The sequence below is a fragment of the Plantactinospora siamensis genome (genome assembly GCF_042434095.1).
In the GTDB taxonomy this organism is placed as follows: Bacteria; Actinomycetota; Actinomycetes; order Mycobacteriales; family Micromonosporaceae; genus KBS50.
The window spans coordinates 269,011-285,909 of the sequence record NZ_JBHLUE010000004.1 but is presented as its reverse complement, the minus strand read 5'-3'; the positions used below and the strand labels follow the sequence as shown (position 1 = coordinate 285,909).

Genomic DNA, 16,899 nt, shown 5'->3' with positions numbered 1-16,899 from the left:
GTCGGCGCGTCTGGCCTGGTCGGCGCGTCTGGCCTGGACGACGCGTGGCGGCGGTCGGCCGGGGTGGCTCGCCGGCCTATCCGCGTAGCCGTAGGCCCCGCGGGGTGGCCCGGAAGCCGGCGGCGGTGAGGGACTCGGCCAGCGGCGTCGACCGGACCGCGCCGCCGTCGGCGCGTTCCACCGAGATGGCGCCGAGCGCCCCGGAGTGCACGGCGTCGGCCAGTGCCTTGGCCGCGGCCGCCAGCGCGTCGGGGTCGTCGGTGAACGAGAGCACGGTGCGCCCGCCGCGTTCGACGTACAGCGTGAGGGCGCCCCCGGTGAGCACCACCAGGGCGCCGGCCTTCCGGCCGGCCCGGTGCCCGCCGGCCGGCGCGGTTTCGCCGTCGCCGGAGTCGACCACCCGGTCGGGCCAGGGCAGCGCCGCGCCGTACGGGCTGGCCGGATCGGTCGCGGCAAGCACCAGCGCGGGTGCCGAGCCGGACCTGTCCAGCGTGGCCGGCTCGGCGAGGGCGCGGATCCGATCGACCGCGCCCGGCACGGCGAACTGGGCGGCGCCCAGACCGTCCACAAAGTAGCCACGGCGGGCGGCGCCCCGCTCCTCGAGCGCGGACAGCACCGGATAGACGCCCGCGAAACCGCCCGACACGCCCTCGGCGGCCACCGCTCCGCGGGTCACCACCCCGTGCCGTTCCAGCAGCGCGTCCGCCACGGCGGCGGCGCGGCGGGTCGGATCGGTGTCGCGCTCCGGGAGCAGCGACCAGCGGCCGGCCGCGGTCGGCGGGCCGCTGCGGGCGGGCAGGGTGGGTCGACCGGGCCGGCGGTAGCGGGTGCGGGGACCGCCGGACCGGGCCCGGTGCGCGCCGCCACCGCCCAGTGCCGTACGCAGCGGCGCGAGGGTGTCGTTGGTCAGCCGACCGGCCCAGACCAGGTCCCAGATCGCGGCCACCAGCGCGGCGTCGTCGGTTGACGCGCACCGCTCGGACAGGGCCCGGAAGAACAGTGCCTGCCCGTCGCCCAGGGCCGCGAGCACCGCCTCGTGCAGGGGGGTGACGGCGAGCGCGTCGTCCGGGGGCGGCAGCAGCAGCGGGGCGGTGTCCGCGTACGCGAGGGTCACCCAGCCGTCCCCGCCGCTGATCGCGCCGGCGCCGGCCCACCGCACCTCGCCGCTCGCGCACAGCTCGTCCAGGTAGGCCGGCGAATAGTCCGCCACCCGGGCCGGCAGGACCAGGCGTTCCAGCGCGGAGGCCGGCACCGCCACGCCCTGAAGCTGCTCGATGACCGCGGCCACCGCGTCGACGCCGCGAGCCGACGACCCGATCTGCTGCCAGCGGGGCAGAAAGGCGGCCAGCGCCCGCGGGGGGACCGGCTCGATCTCCCGGCGCAGCGCCGCCAGCGACCGGCGACGCAGCAGCCGCAGCACCTCCGCGTCGCACCACTCGGCGCCCGCGCCGTCCGGCCGGAACTCGCCCGAGACCACCCGACCGGTCGCCGCGAGGCGGCGGAGCGCCTGCTCGACCACGAACACCCCGAGGCCGAACCGGGCCGCGCAGGTGGCCGCCGCGAACGGTCCGTGGCCGCGCGCGTACCGGGCCACCAGGTCACCGAGCGGATCGGCGACCGGTGCCAGGTACGCCTCGGCCACCCCGACCGGCAGGGCCACCCCGAGCGCGTCCCGGACCCGGCCCGCGTCCTCGACCCCGATCCACCGTTCCTGGCCGGCGATCCGCACCCGCAGGACGCGGCGGGCGGACTCCAGCTCGGTCAGCCACTCGGGGCGGGCGCCGCGCTCGGCCAGCTCCTCGTCGGTCAGGTCGCCGAGCAGCCGCAACAGCTCCACCACGTCCTCGGCGTCCCGGGCCCGCCGCTCCTGCGTGAGCCAGCGGAGCCGGCGCTCGGTCTCGGCCACCACGGCCGGATCGAGCAGCTCCCGCAGGTCGACCCGGCCGAGCAGCTCGCCCAGCAGCGTCGAGTCCAGGGCCAGCGCGGCGGCGCGGCGCTCGGCCAGCGGCGAGTCGCCCTCGTACAGGAAGGCGCCCACGTAGCCGAACAGCAGGGATCGGGCGAACGGCGACGGGCGGGACGTCTCCACCTCGACCAGCCGCACCTTCCGGCCGGCCAGCTCGCGCATCAGGCCGGCCAGCCCGGGCAGGTCGAAGACGTCCTGCAGGCACTCCCGGGCCGCCTCCAGGGTGACCGGGAAGTCGGCGAACTCCCGGGCCACGTCGAGCAGCTGCGCGGCGCGCTGGCGCTGCTGCCACAGCGGTTGCCGGCGGCGCGGATCGCGGCGGGGCAGCAGCAGGGCCCGGGCCGCGCACTCGCGGAAGCGGCTGGCGAACATCGCCGAGGTGCCCACGGACTCCTCGACCAGCTGGACGATCTCATCCGGGTCGAACGCCACCACGTCGGCGCCCGGCGGCTCGTCGGCGGTGTCGGGCAGTCGCACCACGATGCCGTCGTCCGCCGGCATGACCTGGGCGTCCACCCCGTACCGCTCGGCCAACCGGCGCCCGATGGCCAGCGCCCAGGGCCCGTTGACCCGGGCGCCGAGCAGGCAGTGCACGGCCAGACGCCAGTCCCCGAGCTCGTCCCGGAACCGTTCGACCAGCACGGTGCGGTCGTCGGGCAGCGCCCGGGTGGCCTCCCGCTGCTCGCGCAGGTAGCTCACCAGGTTGCCGGCGGCCCACTCGTCCAGGCCGCGCTCGGCCAGGTCGGCGCGGGCGGCGTCCTCGTCGGCGCGGGCCAGCCCGCGCAGCCGGGCGCCGATGGCGCGGCCGAGCTCGACCGGTCGGCCCAGGGCGTCGCCCTTCCAGAACGGCATCCGGGCCGCCTGACCGGGGGCGGGGGAGACGAGCACCCGATCCGGGGTGATCTCCTCGATCCGCCACGACGAGGAGCCCAGCATGAAGACGTCGCCGACCCGCGACTCGTAGACCATCTCCTCGTCCAGCTCGCCGACCCGGGCCGCGCGCTCGGCGCCGGCCAGGAACACCCCGAACATGCCGCGGTCCGGAATGGTGCCGCCGCTGGTCACGGCGAGCCGCTGCGCGCCGGGGCGGCCGGACAGCACGTCGGCGGCCCGGTCCCAGACCAGCCGCGGACGGAGCTCGGCGAAGGCGGTGGACGGATAGCGCCCGGAGAGCATGTCGAGCACGGCCACCAGCGCGGACTCGGGCAGCTCGGCGAAGGGCGCGGCCCGGCGGACCAGCGTGGCCAGGTCGCCGACCCGCCAGGCGTCGAGCGCGACCATCGCGACGATCTGCTGGGCCAGCACGTCGAGCGGGTTGCGCGGGTAGTGCAGCTCCTCGATCGCGCCGTCCGCCATCCGATCGGCCACCACGGCGCAGGAGAGCAGGTCGCCACGGTGCTTCGGGAACACCACGCCGCGGGAGACGGCGCCGACCTGGTGGCCCGCCCGCCCGACGCGTTGCAGACCGGCCGCGACGCTGGGCGGCGCCTCGATCTGCACCACGAGGTCGACCGCGCCCATGTCGATGCCGAGCTCGAGGCTCGAGGTGGCGACCACGGCCGGAAGCTGGCCCGACTTGAGCGCCTCCTCGATGTGCTTGCGCTCCTCCCGGGAGACGCTGCCGTGGTGCGCCCGGGCGATCACCGGCGGCGCGCCGGCGGCCGCGCCGGACTGCGCCATGATCTCCGCGGGGGGCCGGCCGGGCCGAGCCGGCGCACCGGCCGGTGCGCCATCCCGGCCCTCCGCGGCGGCCAGCTCGGCCTCGGCGGCCTCCGCCGCCAGCTCGTTGAGCCGGGCGCAGAGCCGTTCGGCGCCGCGCCGCGAGTTGGCGAAGACGATGGATGACCGGTGGGCCCGGACCAGCGAATAGACCCGTTCCTCGACGGCCGGCCAGATGGATGCCCGGCGTGGCCCGCCCAGCTCGTCGTCGACGGGCTCGGCCGCCTCGTCGAGCCGGGTCATGTCCTCCACCGGCACCTGGACGCTGACCTCGATCGTCTTGGCGGTGGGCGGCTGGACGACGTCGACCGGCCGGGAACCGCCGAGAAAACGGGCCGTCTCCGCCACCGGTCGAACGGTGGCGGACAGCCCGATCCGCTGGGCCGGGGCCGGGAGGAGGTCGTCCAACCGCTCCAGCGAGAGGGCGAGGTGGGCGCCCCGCTTCGTCGCGGCCACCGCGTGCACCTCGTCGACGATCACCGTCTCGACCCCGCGCAGCGACTCGCGCGCGGCGGAGGTGAGCAGGAGGAACAGCGACTCCGGAGTGGTGATCAGGATGTCCGGCGGGGTGCGGGCGAAGGCCCGGCGCTCGTCCGCCGGGGTGTCGCCGGTGCGCATCCCGACGGTGATCTCCGGCGGCGGCATGCTCAGCCGGGTGGCGGCCTGCCGGATGCCGGTCAACGGCGCGCGTAGGTTGCGCTCGACGTCGACCGCGAGGGCCTTGAGCGGACTCACGTAGAGCACCCGGCAGCGGCGCAGCCGATCCTCCGGGGCCGGCTCCCGGGCCAGCCGGTCCAGCGACCAGAGGAACGCCGCGAGCGTCTTGCCGGAGCCGGTCGGCGCGACCACCAGCGCGTTGCGGCCGGCCGCGATGGCCCGCCAGGCGCCGACCTGAGCGTCGGTGGGCGCGGCGAAGGCGGCGGCGAACCACTCCCGGGTCGCCACCCCAAATCCCGTCAACGCCTCCTGCACGTCCTCAATCCTGCCCCGTGCGTACGACATCCTGCTCGGCCCGTCCGGCGGGAAGTCCTACGGACCGGATTCCTGGATTCACCCTCAGCCAAAGAAACCGACCTAAAAGCATTAATTATCCCTTAACTACTTGCCGGATTCTCGGCACTTACCGTAAGTTCTTCGGTAACACAGAGTATGGACCGGAGGAGGCCGGGTGACCGTCGTCGAGCGCACCTCACCGCTCGGCGCCGACATGCTCATCCGGATGGTGGATCATCACGTGGCCGAGCTCGGGTCGGTGCTGACCGGGTCCGATCTGGCTCTCGCCGAGCGGTTGGCCGGCTGCCTGCGCCAGCTGGTCACGCTGACCGCCGAGGCGAGCGCGGCGGACCGTGCCCGGGTCCGGGTCGCCGTCCATCGCTTCGTCCGTGGCCCCCGATCCCGGCCGCTCGCTTCGGCCCGCTCGCTGACGGCCGCGGCCGTGTTCGTCGAGGAGACCGCCCGGCTGCTGGGCCGGCCCGACCTGCTGGATCCCCCGGTCCGGCGCGCCGGCTGACCCCGGCCGTCCGCCTATCCGGTCGACCCGAGGGGCGGGAAGGCGAGGGTCGGGGCGGGCCTCCCACGTGCTGGGAGATCCGCCCGAGGATTCGGTAACGACCGCAGTGGGCGGTTACAGTTACCGCTCCGACGCCGGGAGGGGGCTCGATGCGCGCCGACACGCCGCTGAGGCAGGCCCTCCGTCGCGTGTTCGGGCTGCTCGTTCTGCTCGTGCTCGCCGGCACCGCCGTACACGGCGCGGCGTCGGTGGCCACGCCGCCGGGACCCATCGCCGGGGCGCCCGCGTCGGTGGCCGTCATCACTCCCGCCATCGCCGCCACGCCGCACGTGGCCCGCATGGACCGGTACGCCGGTCCGGGTCAACGACTCGACCAAGGCGCCGGCTGGTCGGTGCCGGTCCGCTGGCGCGCGCCCGGCCGCGGCCCGTCGCACCCCGGGGCCGGCGATGTGGCGGTCGTCCCACCGCCGGTCTCGCCGGCGGTGGCGGCGGATTCCCTGGTGTCCCGTTCCGCAGCGTCCGCGGGGCACATTCCGGCCTCCCGGTCGGTCTCCGGCGCCAGCCCCCGCGCCCCGCCCGCCTGACCCCCGCCGCCGGCCCGTCCCGGCCCCCAAGCGCCGCCGGTCCAACGAGGCGGCGGCCTGCCCGGGCCCCACGCGCCGCCGACCTGCGCCGGCCTGACCCACCCCTTGCCTGCGCCGTTCTGACGCACTCGGGTCTGCGTCGGTCTGACGCACCCGGGCCTGCGCCGGTCTGACGCACCCCCGGCCCGGCTCACCCGGGCAGCCGGTCCGTCAACCGCGCATTCAGTCGCCACGGCCGTTCCCGCGGCCGGTCCGTCGCCGATCATCCGGTCGGTCACGCGGGTGCGCCGGCTGGCCAGGGCCATCAATCGGGCCTGACCGGCCCCACGTCCATGATCGACGGGAGCCGACAGGTTCGGGTTTCCCGATTGGCGTCCGCCGCCGCGCGGACTGCCGTGTGATTCCACGTAGCCGACGCCCCGATGAGGGCGCGCCCGAACGGAGCCCGCATGCTCGTCCTGCTGATCCTGCACCTCGCCGCCGCCCTGACCGCACCGGTCCTGGTCCGCCGGTGGGGACGCACGGCGTGTGCCGTGCTGGCGGTGGCGCCGGCCGCGGTGCTCGGGTGGGCGGCCGCGCAGACCGGCACGGTCCGCGACGGCGGCGCGCTGATCGAGACGTACGGCTGGATCCCGCGGCTCGGCCTGGACGTGGCCCTGCGGGTCGGCACCCTGTCCTGGCTGATGCTGCTCGTGATCGGCGGCGTCGGCGCGCTGGTCCTGGTGTACTGCGCCCGGTACTTCCCGGCGGACGAGGCGAACCTCGGCCGGTTCGCCGGCACCTTCGTGGGGTTCGCGGGTGCCATGACGGCGCTGGTGATGGCCGACAGCCTGCTGCTGCTCTACGTGTGCTGGGAGCTCACCAGCGTGCTGTCCTACCTGCTGATCGGGCACAACCCGGGGAAGCGGGCGACCCGGCGGGCCGCCGCCCAGGCGCTGGTGGTGACCACCCTCGGCGGGCTCGCCATGCTGGTCGGCTTCATCGTGCTCGGCCAGAGCGCCGGGACGTACCGGTGGTCGGAGATCGTGCCGGCCGACCTGCCGGGCGGCGGGCTGCGCACCGCGGCCGTTCTGCTGGTCCTGGCCGGCGCCATCGCCAAGTCGGCGATCTTCCCCACCAGCTTCTGGTTGCCGTCCGCCATGGCCGCGCCCACCCCGGTGTCGGCGTACCTGCACGCCGCCGCCATGGTGAAGGCCGGCGTCTACCTGGTGGCGCTGCTCGCGCCCGTGCTGGCCGGCGCGCCCGGGTGGCATCCGGTGCTGTTCGGGCTCGGCGCGATCACCATGCTGGCCGGTGGCTGGGCGGCGCTGCGCCAGGTCGATCTCAAGCTGCTGCTGGCGTACGGGACGGTCAGCCAGCTCGGGTTGCTCGTCGTGCTGCTCGGCACGGGCAGCCGGGCCGCGGCGCTGGCCGGGCTGGTCATGGTGCTGGCGCACGCCCTGTTCAAGTCGGCGCTGTTCCTGGTGGCCGGGGTGGTCGACCACGCGACCGGCACCCGGGACATCCAGCGGCTCAGCGGGCTCGGCCGGCGGATGCCGCTGCTGGCCACGAGCGCCGTGCTGGCGGCCGCCTCGATGGCCGGCGTGCCGCCGCTGCTCGGCTTCGTCGGCAAGGAGGCGGCGGTGCACGCGCTGCTGCCGCGACCGGCGGTGCTGGTCGCGGTGCTGGCCGGCGCCGCGCTCACCGCGGCCTACAGCGCCCGGTTCGTCTGGGGTGCCTTCGGCACCCGGCCCGGTCGGCCGGCCACCCCGGTCCACCGGCCCGGACCGGTGCTGCTGGCGCCGCCGGCCGTGCTGGCCGGGGCAGGCCTGCTGCTCGGGGCGCTGGCCGGCCCGCTGGACGGGCAGTTGGCCGCGTACCCGGACCGGTTTCCCGGGACGCCGTACCATCTGGCCCTCTGGCCGGGCTGGACGCCGGCGCTCGGCCTCTCGGTCCTGGCGCTGGTCGTCGGCGGTGCGCTGTTCGCGCTGCGGGCCCGGCTCGCCCCGGTGCTGGACCGGCTGCGCGCCCCGGTGCCGGGCAGCACGGTGTACGCGCGGGCCACGCAGCTGCTGGACCGGTTCGCCCTGGAGGTCACCGGGGCCACCCAGCGCGGCTCGCTGCCGCAGTACCTCGGCACCATCCTCACGGTGCTGGTCGTGCTCGCCGGGACCGTGCTGCTGGTCGGCCGACCATGGCCGGCCACGGTGCGCGCGTGGGACGGACCGGCCCAGGCCCTGGTCGTGGCGGTGCTGGTGGTCGCGGCGCTGCTCGCGGTCCGGGCCCGCCGGCGGATCACGGCCATGGTCCTCACCGGGGTCACCGGGTACGGCACGTCGCTGCTGTTCATCCTGTACGGCGCTCCGGACCTGGCGCTCACCCAGTTCCTGGTGGAGACCGTCACCATCGTGGTGTTCGTGCTGGTGCTGCGCCGGCTGCCGGCCACCTTCTCGGCCCGCCCGCTGCGCCGCAGCAGGTGCCTGCGCCGGGGCATCGGGGTGGGCGTCGGGCTGGTGATGTCCGGCCTGGCCGTGGCCGCGGCCGCGGGCCGGAGCGCCGTGTCGATCTCGGCGGACTTCGCGGAGCTGGCCGTGCATTCCGGGCACGGCCGCAACGTCGTCAACGTCACCCTGGTGGACATCCGGGCCTGGGACACCATGGGCGAGATCTCCGTGCTGGTCGTCGTGGCCACCGGGGTGGCCAGCCTGATCTTCGTACGACCGACCCGTACGCGGCGGCCCGGCCGGCGCGACCTGCCGCGACCGCACGGGCGCCGGGAACCGGTCTGGCTGCGCGGCGGCAGCACGCTGGTGAACCGGCGCCGGTCGATCGTGTTCGAGGTCGTCACCCGGCTGACCTTCCACGTGATCGTGCTCTTCTCGTTCTTCCTGCTGTTCAGCGGGCACAACGCGCCGGGCGGTGGGTTCGCCGGCGGGCTGGTGGCCGGCCTGGCGCTGGCGGTGCGCTACCTGGCGGGCGGGCGGCACGAGCTCGACGAGGCCGCCCCGCTGGATGCCGGCGTGCTGCTCGGCGCCGGTCTCGTGGTGTCGGTCGGCACCGGCCTGGCGGCGCTGTTCGCCGGGGGCGCGGCGCTGCGCAGCACCTTGTTCGACGCGCACCTGCCGCTGGTCGGCGACGTGCACCTGGTGACGTCGCTGTTCTTCGACATCGGGGTCTATCTCATCGTGGTGGGGCTGGTGCTGGACATCCTGCGCAGCCTCGGCGCCGAGGTGGACCGGCAGATCGAGACCGGGGGCGGGCCTGAGCGGGCCCTGGCCACCCGCACGGAGGGAGAACGATGAGGCCGGCGCTCGTCCTCGTACTGGCCGTCGGGGTGCTGTTCGGAACGGGGGTCACGCTGCTGCTCGAACGCAGCCTGACCCGGATCGTGCTCGGCGTTGTGCTCATCGGGAACGGGATCAACCTGCTGATCCTGCTGGGCGGGCGGCCCGGTGGGGCACCGGTGGCCGGGGTGACCGAGCCGGACCGGATGAGCGATCCGCTGCCGCAGGCCATGGTGCTGACCGCCATTGTGATCACCTTCGGGATGACCGCCCTGCTGCTGGCCGTGGCGTACCGGAACTGGCAGGTCCGCGGGGACGACGAGGTGCAGGACGATCCCGAGGACCGGCGGATCGTCGAGCTGGCCCGCGGGCACGAGACCCCGGCGCCCGACACCGGCCCGGACGCCCCGGCCGCGGACCCGGAACAGGTGGAGCCGGCGCCGGCCGGGCCGTCGTCCGGCACGTCCGGCAGCGTCGGTACGCGGGAGCGGGGTGCCGGCGGATGAGGCAGCTCGTCGTACTCCCGGTCATGCTGCCGCTGCTCGGCGCCGGAATCACCCTGGTGCTGGCCGGCCGGCCCCGGCTGCAGCGCCTGGTCAGCGTGTTGGTCCTGGCCGCCACGCTGGCGGTCGCCATGGCGTTGCTGGTGACCACGGCCCGGCACGGCACGCTGGTGGTCGAGATCGGCGCCTGGCCCGCGCCGGTCGGCATCGTGCTGGTGGCCGACCGGCTGGCCACGCTCATGCTGGTGGTGTCGGCGGCCGTCACCCTCGCGGTGCTGTGCTACGCCGTCGGCCAGGGCCTGGCCGACGGGGACGCCGAGGCGCCGGTGGCGGTCTATCACCCGACGTACCTGGTGCTCACGGCCGGGGTGGCGAACGCCTTCCTGGCCGGCGACCTGTTCAACCTGTTCGTCGGCTTCGAGGTGCTGCTGGCCGCGAGCTACGTGCTGATCATGCTGGGCGGCACCGAGGCCCGGCTGCGGGTCGGCAGCACGTACGTGGTGGTCAGCCTGCTGTCCTCGATGCTCTTCCTGTCCGCGATCGCCCTGGTGTACTCGGCCACCGGGACCCTCAACCTGGCCCAGCTGGCCGGCCGGTTGGACGCGCTGCCGGACAACCTCCGGCTGTTGCTGCAGATCATGCTGCTGCTGGCGTTCGGCATCAAGGCCGCCGTGTTCCCGCTGTCGGCCTGGTTGCCGGACAGCTACCCGAGCGCGCCCGCGCCGGTCACCGCGGTCTTCGCCGGCCTGCTCACCAAGGTGGGCGTGTACGCCATCATCCGGACCGAGACGCTGCTCTTTCCCGGCGGTCGGGCAGCCGACCTGCTGCTGATGGTGGCGCTGCTGACCATGCTGGTCGGCATCCTGGGCGCGGTGGTGCAGACCGACATCAAGCGCCTGCTGTCGTTCACGCTGGTCAGCCACATCGGATACCTGCTGTTCGGTGTGGCGCTCACCTCGGCCGCGGGCCTGGCCGGAGCCATCTTCTACGTGCTGCACCACATCACCGTGCAGACCACCCTGTTCCTGGCCGCCGGGCTGGTGGAACGGCGGGCCGGAAGCACCGACCTGGAACGGCTCGGCGGGCTCGCCCGGTCGGCGCCGGGACTGGCCGTGCTGCTTGGCCTGCCGGCCCTCAGCCTCGCCGGCGTTCCCCCGTTCTCCGGTTTTCTGGGCAAGCTCGGACTGTTCCAGGCCGGCGTGGCCGAGGGCGGCGTGCTGCCCTGGGCCCTGGTCGCGGCCGGCAGCCTCACCAGCCTGCTCACCCTCTACGCGATGATCCGGGTGTGGAACCTCGCCTTCTGGCGTCCGGCACCGACCGCGGAGCCGGCCGTGCCGGCGGGGGTCGGTGGCGGCGCGGAGCCGGCCGTACCGGCGGGGGCCGGCGGCGGCGCGGAGCCGGCCGGCCCGGGAGGCGGCGGCACAACCGTCGCGGCGCCGGAGTTGGTCGGCGCCGATGCGGCGGGGCGGAGCCTGCCCGGTCTCATGCTCGGCGCCACGGTCGCGCTGGTCGCCCTGGGGCTGGCCTTCACGGTCATCGCCGGGCCGCTCTACCGGGTGGCCGGGGACGCCGCCGCCGAGTTGCGGCAGCGGACACCGTACGTCGAGGCCGTGCTGCCCGCAGGTGCGCCGTGACCCCGGACGTTGCCGCGCGCGCCACGACCGGCCGTCGCGGTCGGTGGCGGGAGCGGCTGATCGCCCTGGTCGGGCTCGTCGTCATCTGGAGCCTGTTCTGGGGCGAGTTCAGCTGGGCCAACACCATCGGCGGGGCGCTGGTCGGCGCGGTCGTGCTGGTGCTCTATCCGCTGCCACCGCTGCGGTTCGGCGGCCGGGTCCGGCCACTGGCCGTGCTCTCCTTTGCGCTGTGGTTCGTCGCCGACCTGGTCACCGCGAGCCTCCGGCTGAGCCTGCTCGCGCTCCGCCGGGGTGGTCCGCCCCGGTCGGCCGTCCTGGCGGTGCGGCTGCGGGTGCCGACCGACCTGAACATCACGCTGACCGCCGAGGCGCTGTCGTTGGTGCCCGGCTCGCTGATCGTGGACATCGACCGCGGCAGCGGAACGCTGTTCGTGCACGTCCTCGACGTACGCGGGCCGGCGGACCTGGCGAAGCAGCGCCGACACATCACCGAGGTGGAGGGCCGGCTGGTCCGGGCGCTGGGTTCGCGCGCGGAACGGGCCGCCGTACGGGCCGCAGGAAGGGAAGGAACGCCGTGACCGTGGTGGGAATCGTGGTGGTGCTGCTGCTGTCCGCGGCCGCGCTCGTGACGCTGGTACGGATGGCCCGCGGGCCGGCCATGCTCGACCGGATCGTGGCGGCCGAGGCGCTGCTGTCGTTGATCGTGGTGGCCGTGGGCGCCGAGGCCGCGATCACCCGGCACGCCACCACGCTGCCGATCCTGATGGTGCTCTCGCTGCTCGGGTTCGTCGGCTCGGTGGCCGTGGTCCGGTTCTCCGCCGGGGAGGAGTCGTGACGCACGCGCTACTGGACGTGCTCTCGGCCGCGTGCCTGGTCGGCGGCGCGTCGTTCAGCCTGCTGGCCGCCATCGGCCTGCTGCGCTTCCCCGACGTGCTGTCCCGGATCCACGCGGTGACCAAGCCGCAGACCCTCGGGGTGCTGCTGGTGCTGACCGGCGTCGGGCTGCGGCTGCGGGATCCGGCGGATCTGGGCACGCTCCTGGTGGTGGCCGCGTTCCAACTGGTCATGGCGCCGGTGGCCGGCCAGATGATCGGTCGGGCCGCGTACCGGACCGGGAAGGTGCGCCGGGACCTGCTGGAGGTCGACGAACTCGGCGCCCCGCCGGCCGGGTCGCGTGAACGCTAGGGGCCGGTCCGCCGGCGCCGGCGGGCCGGCCGCCCGGGTCACTCCTCCACCGGGACGACGCCCACCACCGTGCCGTAGAGGATGTGGTCGGCCAGTTCCGCGAGTTGCGGCGCGGTCCCGTGGTGCTCCCGGTGGATGCCGAGCGCCGGCGCCAGCAGCGCCTGGAACCCCGCCCAGAAGAGGACGCCGTAGAGCGGACCGGCCCACGGCATCCGGCGGACCCGCCGGGGGAGGGCGCCGAAGGCCAGGCCGCCGGCCGCCCCCACGGCGCAGTGGACGGCCTCCAGCAGGGCCGGGCGGCGCTCCGGTGGCACTCGCCGGAGCAACCCGGGCGCCGTACGCTCCAGTATCGACTGCGGCGGCGTCCGGCCGATCATGCCGAGGGCGGTGGTCGCCTGCCGCAGGCCGGACATGCTCATCGCCCCGATCGCGCCCCGGGCCGCGCCGCGGACCGCGGACCGGCCGTCTCCACCTGCCATCCGCACCGGAAACCCCCTCAGGTCGAGTCCGTCTACCGGCCCGTTACCCGGGCACCGGTGGGCGAAACGGACGGCGGCCCGCCGGGCCTGTCACATCCGTCGCAGCCGTCCCTTGCGCTGACCGTCAGCGAACTCGCAGCCAGGCTGGATAAACTTGACCCCATGATCGACTCTCCTGCCCCGGAGGGCAGCTGTAGCCGGCCGGGTCGGACCCGGCATTCCGCCCCACGGGCGACCGGCACGACCGTCACCAGCACTGCCCGGTCGCGGGGAGCCCTGACGTACCCGTGCTGATCCTGCTCGGCCTCCTGCTCATCCTGTTGTTGACCGCGGCGACGGGCTATTTCGTCGCCCAGGAGTTCGGCTACGTCGCCGCCGACCGCGGCCGGCTGCGGACGCTCGCCGACGATGGCGACGTGGCCGCGGCGCGGGCGCTGGACGTGACCGGCCGGCTCTCCTTCATGCTCTCCGGCGCGCAGCTCGGCATCACGGTGACCGGCCTGCTCGTCGGCTACGCCGCCCAGCCGTACCTGGGCGCGGGCCTCGCCGACCTGCTGGGGGCGGCCGGTCTGCCCGAGACGGTGAGCCTGCCGGCCTCGGTCGTCCTCGCCCTGGTGATCGCCACCGTCGTCCAGATGGTGCTCGGCGAGCTGGCCCCGAAGAACCTGGCCATCGCCCGACCCGAGGCGTTGGCCCGGGCGCTGAGCCGGTCGACGACCCTCTACCTCACCGCCGCCGGCCCGCTGGTACGACTCTTCGACGGGGCGGCAACCCGGCTCCTGCGTCGGGTCGGCATCGAACCCGTGGAGGAGCTTCCCACCGGGGCCACCCCAGAGGACCTCGAGCAGATCATCGCGTCGTCGCGCGAGGAGGGGTACCTGGACGCCGAGATGTCCGACCTGCTGGACCGGGGGCTCGACTTTCGCGAGCTGACCGCGGGTGAGGCCATGGTGCCGCGGGTGGACGTCAAGGCCATCCGCGCCGACGAACCGGTCAGCCGGCTGGTCGAGCTGCTGGACACCGGGCACTCCCGGTTTCCGGTGCACGGGGGCGACCTGGACGATCTGATCGGCGTGGTGAGCATCGCCGACGTGCTCGGCGTGCCGCCGCAGGACCGGAACCGTACCCCCGTGTCGGCGGTGGCGGTGCCGCCGCTGCTGGTGCCCGAGACCCTGCCGCTACCCACCGTGCTGGACCGGATGCGGGCCGGGCACCGCCAGCTCGCCTGCGTGGTGGACGAGTACGGCGGCTTCGCCGGGGTGATCTCCCTGGAGGACATCGCCGAGGAGCTGGTCGGGCCGATCCGGGACGAGGACGATCCGCCGGAACGGTCGCCGGTCCGGCAGCCCGACGGTTCCTGGGTGGTGCCGGCCAGGTGGCGGATCGACGAGGTGGCCGACAGCACCGGAATCGAGCTGCCGGAGGCGCCCGAGTACGACACGCTGTCCGGGCTCGTGATGCGGGAGCTGGGCCGGATCCCCGAGGTGGGCGACCGGCTGGAGATCGACCTCGTACCGGAGCCCGACGAGCCCGAGCGGCCACCCCGGGCCCAGGTCGAGGTGCTGGCCGTCGACCGGCACGTCGCCGATTCGGTACGCCTGCGCGTGCGCCCGGGCGCCGTCGAGCGCAGCGAGGTGGCGTCGTGAGCATTCCGGTGGCGCTGTTGCTGTCGGTGCTGTTGCTGGCGCTCAACGGCTTCTTCGTGGCGGCCGAGTTCGCCCTGGTGGCCAGCAAGCGGTACCGGCTGGAGCAGGCGGCCGCGACCGGCAGCCGGGCGGCCCGGGCCGCGCTGCACGGCAACCGGGAACTGTCGCTGATGCTGGCCGGCGCGCAGCTGGGCATCACGGTGTGCACGCTGGGCCTCGGCGCCCTGGCCGAGCCGGCGATCGAGCGGCTGCTCGCCCCGCTGCTGCACGTGGTGGGTCTGCCGGTCGGCACCGGCCACCTGATCGCGCTGCTGGTGGCGCTGGCCGTGGTGACCTTCCTACATCTGGTCGTCGGCGAGATGGCCCCGAAGTCGTGGGCGATCACCGATCCGGAACGGTCGGCGCTGCTGCTGGCGCTGCCGTTCCGGGCGTTCGCCCGGGTGGCTCGGCCGGCGTTGGCCGCCCTCAACTGGCTGTCCAACAGCGTGCTGCGGGTGCTGCGAGTGCGGCCCCAGGATCAGCTGGCCCAGGTACACGGCCCGGGCGAGCTGCGGATGCTGCTCGAGCAGTCCCGGGAACACGGCCTGCTCGAGGCCGAGCAGCACCTCATGCTGACCAGCATGCTGGAGCTGCAGGGGACCTGCCTGCGCGACGTGATGGAACCACTCGACCGGATGGTGGTGGTCCGACCGAGGGACACCGCCGAGGCGATCGAGCGGGTTTCCCGGGACAGCGGACGGTCCCGGCTGCCGGTGATGGACGGGCAGGGCCGGGTGACCGGGGTGGTGCACGTGCGGGAGGCGGTCCGCGCCACCACGGCCGGCCGGCGCACCACGGCCGACCGGTTGATGGCCGCGCCCTTCGCCCTGCCGGTCACCGCGACGGTCACCGAGGCGGTGGCCGCCATGCGGGCCCGACAGGCGCAGCTGGCCATGGTCACCGCCGGTCGCGGCGCCGCCCGCCCGATCGGCTTCGTGGCGCTGGAGGACCTGCTGGAGGAGGTCATCGGCGAGTTCGACGACGAGACGGATCCGGTGCCACGCGGGCGCCGGATGCGGTAGGGGGTTCGGCGATGCCGGGCTGGGCGGCGGATGCGGGCCTGTCGGTGCAGACCGATCTGGCCAATCCGAGCACCCGGCCCGGCCTCCGGCTGCCCGGGCGGGTGACGCTGACCGCCAGCCTTGGGGCGCTCCGGGTGGACGGCGTACGCCTCGGCCTGGTGGTGCGGGTCGAGGGCGCCGACGGGGGACAGTCGCTCGTGGAGTTCCACCGGGCCCCCGTTGCCGGGCCGTTCGTGCTGGCGGCGGGGGAGCGCCGGGTGGTGCCGTTCGCGCTGCCCGTGCCCTGGGAGACCCCGCTGACCGTGGTGGCAGACAAGGCGCCGCTGGGCCTGCGGATGGGTCTGCGCACCGAGGTGCCGATGGGCTCGGAACCGGTCCGGGCGCCGCTGGGCCCGGCCGTGGCCGCGGACGAGCTGCGGCCGCTGTTCGTGCACGCGCTGCCGGCCCAGGCCGGCATCCTCGACACGCTCGCCGAGCTCGGGTTCGAGCTGCGCCAGGCGGCGCTGCGGGCGGGTCGCTTGCCCGGTGTGCGCCAGGCCTTCGGATTCCATCAGGTCATCGGCTACTGGGCGGCGCCGATGTACGCGGGGCCGATGAACGAGCTGGAGGTGACGCTCGTGACCGACGCGTACGGGGTGGAGGCGATCCTCTGGCTGGACCGCCGGCTCGCGCTGTCCGGCGGCGGCCATACGAGCATCAGCCGGTTCCGGGTGAACCACGTCGGCGCCGACCGGACGGACTGGTCGAAGGTGCTGGACGGTTGGCTGCGCCGGGCGATCGATCGGCACGCCGCGGCCGCGTCCCAGTTCCGGGCGCATCCACACCTGACCGAGTCGCCGCAGGTGAGCCGCCGGCCAGACCCGCAGGAACAGGGCGGCGACCCGGGCGCCACGGCCGGCTGATCGGCGCCGTCGCGGCGGTGGTGGACGACGCCGGTGCGGATCGCGGGCGCGCTGCGGCGGGTCGGTCCGACGTGCCGACTCAACCGGCCCAGTAGTGCTTCTGGAATTCCAGCCGGTCTCCATCCCAGAGTCTTTCGCTCTTGCTGTGCACCGTGTCGCCGTTGAGGCTGAGGGTGTAGTCACCGTGCTGGTAGGCGGTGACCAGCCGCGCAAGCGGCGGGAAGAGCGTGGTGAGCTTGGACAGGACCTCGTCCACGGTGTTCGCCTCGATTCCGATGGACTCCTTACCCTGAGCCAGGTGGGCGAAGTTGTGCGGAATCCTGACGGTCACGGCCACGGTCAGCCTCCCTTTGCCCGTCAATTTAGTGGTGTGATTGTAGATCGACGGCTATCGAGCACACCAGCTCGATGCGCGCCGGCTTGACCTGCGGTTTTAGTCGGTTTCCC

At 74.7% G+C, this 16,899-nt stretch carries 14 protein-coding genes; 11 read left to right on the top strand and 3 right to left on the bottom strand.

The genetic code is table 11. From position 1 onward, the window contains the following. Nucleotides 1–76: 76 nt before the first annotated feature. Entirely contained in the window at nucleotides 77–4,657 is a 4,581-nt protein-coding gene (locus tag ACFFHU_RS06230; protein ID WP_377336621.1) for an ATP-dependent helicase, read from the bottom strand. Nucleotides 4,658–4,892: 235 nt separating this feature from the next. Here ACFFHU_RS06230 and ACFFHU_RS06225 point away from each other — a divergent pair, with 235 nt between their 5' ends. The 8 genes from ACFFHU_RS06225 (at nucleotide 4,893) to mnhG (ending at nucleotide 12,364) form a co-directional block, all read left to right on the top strand. After that, nucleotides 4,893–5,195, top strand: coding sequence for a hypothetical protein (locus ACFFHU_RS06225; protein ID WP_377337255.1), 303 nt, complete (start codon nucleotides 4,893–4,895; stop codon nucleotides 5,193–5,195). A 149-nt stretch (nucleotides 5,196–5,344) separates the two neighbouring features. After that, on the top strand, nucleotides 5,345–5,779 hold the full coding sequence (locus ACFFHU_RS06220; protein ID WP_377336619.1) for a hypothetical protein: 435 nt from the start codon (nucleotides 5,345–5,347) through the stop codon (nucleotides 5,777–5,779). Nucleotides 5,780–6,228: 449 nt separating this feature from the next. Beyond that, complete coding sequence (locus ACFFHU_RS06215) at nucleotides 6,229–9,060, top strand: Na+/H+ antiporter subunit A (protein ID WP_377336617.1); 2,832 nt, start codon at nucleotides 6,229–6,231, stop codon at nucleotides 9,058–9,060. Then, complete coding sequence (locus tag ACFFHU_RS06210) at nucleotides 9,057–9,548, top strand: Na(+)/H(+) antiporter subunit C (RefSeq protein ID WP_377336615.1); 492 nt, start codon at nucleotides 9,057–9,059, stop codon at nucleotides 9,546–9,548. The genes ACFFHU_RS06215 and ACFFHU_RS06210 overlap by 4 nt, the downstream gene beginning before the upstream one ends. Then, nucleotides 9,545–11,179 (top strand): Na+/H+ antiporter subunit D, encoded by a 1,635-nt coding sequence (locus ACFFHU_RS06205; RefSeq protein ID WP_377336613.1) that lies wholly within the window; start codon nucleotides 9,545–9,547, stop codon nucleotides 11,177–11,179. Before ACFFHU_RS06210 ends, ACFFHU_RS06205 begins: the two co-directional genes overlap by 4 nt. Beyond that, nucleotides 11,176–11,757 carry a Na+/H+ antiporter subunit E gene (locus tag ACFFHU_RS06200; protein WP_377336611.1) on the top strand — a complete coding sequence of 194 codons (582 nt, stop codon included), beginning with the start codon at nucleotides 11,176–11,178 and terminating at the stop codon, nucleotides 11,755–11,757. The genes ACFFHU_RS06205 and ACFFHU_RS06200 overlap by 4 nt, the downstream gene beginning before the upstream one ends. Then, nucleotides 11,754–12,014: an MrpF/PhaF family protein gene (locus tag ACFFHU_RS06195; RefSeq protein WP_377336609.1), complete on the top strand. Its 261-nt coding sequence runs from the start codon at nucleotides 11,754–11,756 to the stop codon at nucleotides 12,012–12,014. Before ACFFHU_RS06200 ends, ACFFHU_RS06195 begins: the two co-directional genes overlap by 4 nt. Next, complete coding sequence (gene mnhG, locus ACFFHU_RS06190; RefSeq protein ID WP_377336607.1) at nucleotides 12,011–12,364, top strand: monovalent cation/H(+) antiporter subunit G; 354 nt, start codon at nucleotides 12,011–12,013, stop codon at nucleotides 12,362–12,364. The genes ACFFHU_RS06195 and mnhG overlap by 4 nt, the downstream gene beginning before the upstream one ends. Before the next feature lie 38 nt (nucleotides 12,365–12,402). Here the strand turns inward: mnhG and ACFFHU_RS06185 are convergent, their stop codons facing one another. Next, nucleotides 12,403–12,843 carry a hypothetical protein gene (locus ACFFHU_RS06185; protein ID WP_377336606.1) on the bottom strand — a complete coding sequence of 147 codons (441 nt, stop codon included), beginning with the start codon at nucleotides 12,841–12,843 and terminating at the stop codon, nucleotides 12,403–12,405. Between the two features lie 287 nt (nucleotides 12,844–13,130). Between ACFFHU_RS06185 and ACFFHU_RS06180 the strand changes: the two genes are divergently transcribed. The 3 genes from ACFFHU_RS06180 to ACFFHU_RS06170 are packed head-to-tail and all read left to right on the top strand — an operon-like array spanning nucleotide 13,131 to nucleotide 16,452. Next, a complete protein-coding gene (locus ACFFHU_RS06180; RefSeq protein WP_377336604.1) occupies nucleotides 13,131–14,489 on the top strand; it encodes a hemolysin family protein in 1,359 nt (452 codons plus the stop codon). After that, nucleotides 14,486–15,550, top strand: coding sequence for a hemolysin family protein (locus tag ACFFHU_RS06175; RefSeq protein WP_377336601.1), 1,065 nt, complete (start codon nucleotides 14,486–14,488; stop codon nucleotides 15,548–15,550). Before ACFFHU_RS06180 ends, ACFFHU_RS06175 begins: the two co-directional genes overlap by 4 nt. Before the next feature lie 11 nt (nucleotides 15,551–15,561). After that, entirely contained in the window at nucleotides 15,562–16,452 is an 891-nt protein-coding gene (locus ACFFHU_RS06170) for a sporulation protein (RefSeq protein WP_377336599.1), read from the top strand. Between the two features lie 79 nt (nucleotides 16,453–16,531). Here ACFFHU_RS06170 and ACFFHU_RS06165 read toward each other — a convergent pair whose 3' ends face one another. Continuing rightward, nucleotides 16,532–16,783, bottom strand: coding sequence for a ubiquitin family protein (locus tag ACFFHU_RS06165; RefSeq protein ID WP_377336597.1), 252 nt, complete (start codon nucleotides 16,781–16,783; stop codon nucleotides 16,532–16,534). Between the last annotated feature and the right edge of the window lie 116 nt (nucleotides 16,784–16,899).

Coding starts and splice junctions, on each gene's coding strand:
- ACFFHU_RS06225 (WP_377337255.1), top strand. CDS start 4,893: ATGCTCATCCGGATGGTGGATCATCACGTGGCCGAGCTCGGGTCGGTG.
- ACFFHU_RS06220 (WP_377336619.1), top strand. CDS start 5,345: ATGCGCGCCGACACGCCGCTGAGGCAGGCCCTCCGTCGCGTGTTCGGG.
- ACFFHU_RS06215 (WP_377336617.1), top strand. CDS start 6,229: ATGCTCGTCCTGCTGATCCTGCACCTCGCCGCCGCCCTGACCGCACCG.
- ACFFHU_RS06210 (WP_377336615.1), top strand. CDS start 9,057: ATGAGGCCGGCGCTCGTCCTCGTACTGGCCGTCGGGGTGCTGTTCGGA.
- ACFFHU_RS06205 (WP_377336613.1), top strand. CDS start 9,545: ATGAGGCAGCTCGTCGTACTCCCGGTCATGCTGCCGCTGCTCGGCGCC.
- ACFFHU_RS06185 (WP_377336606.1), bottom strand. CDS start 12,843: ATGGCAGGTGGAGACGGCCGGTCCGCGGTCCGCGGCGCGGCCCGGGGC.
- ACFFHU_RS06170 (WP_377336599.1), top strand. CDS start 15,562: ATGCCGGGCTGGGCGGCGGATGCGGGCCTGTCGGTGCAGACCGATCTG.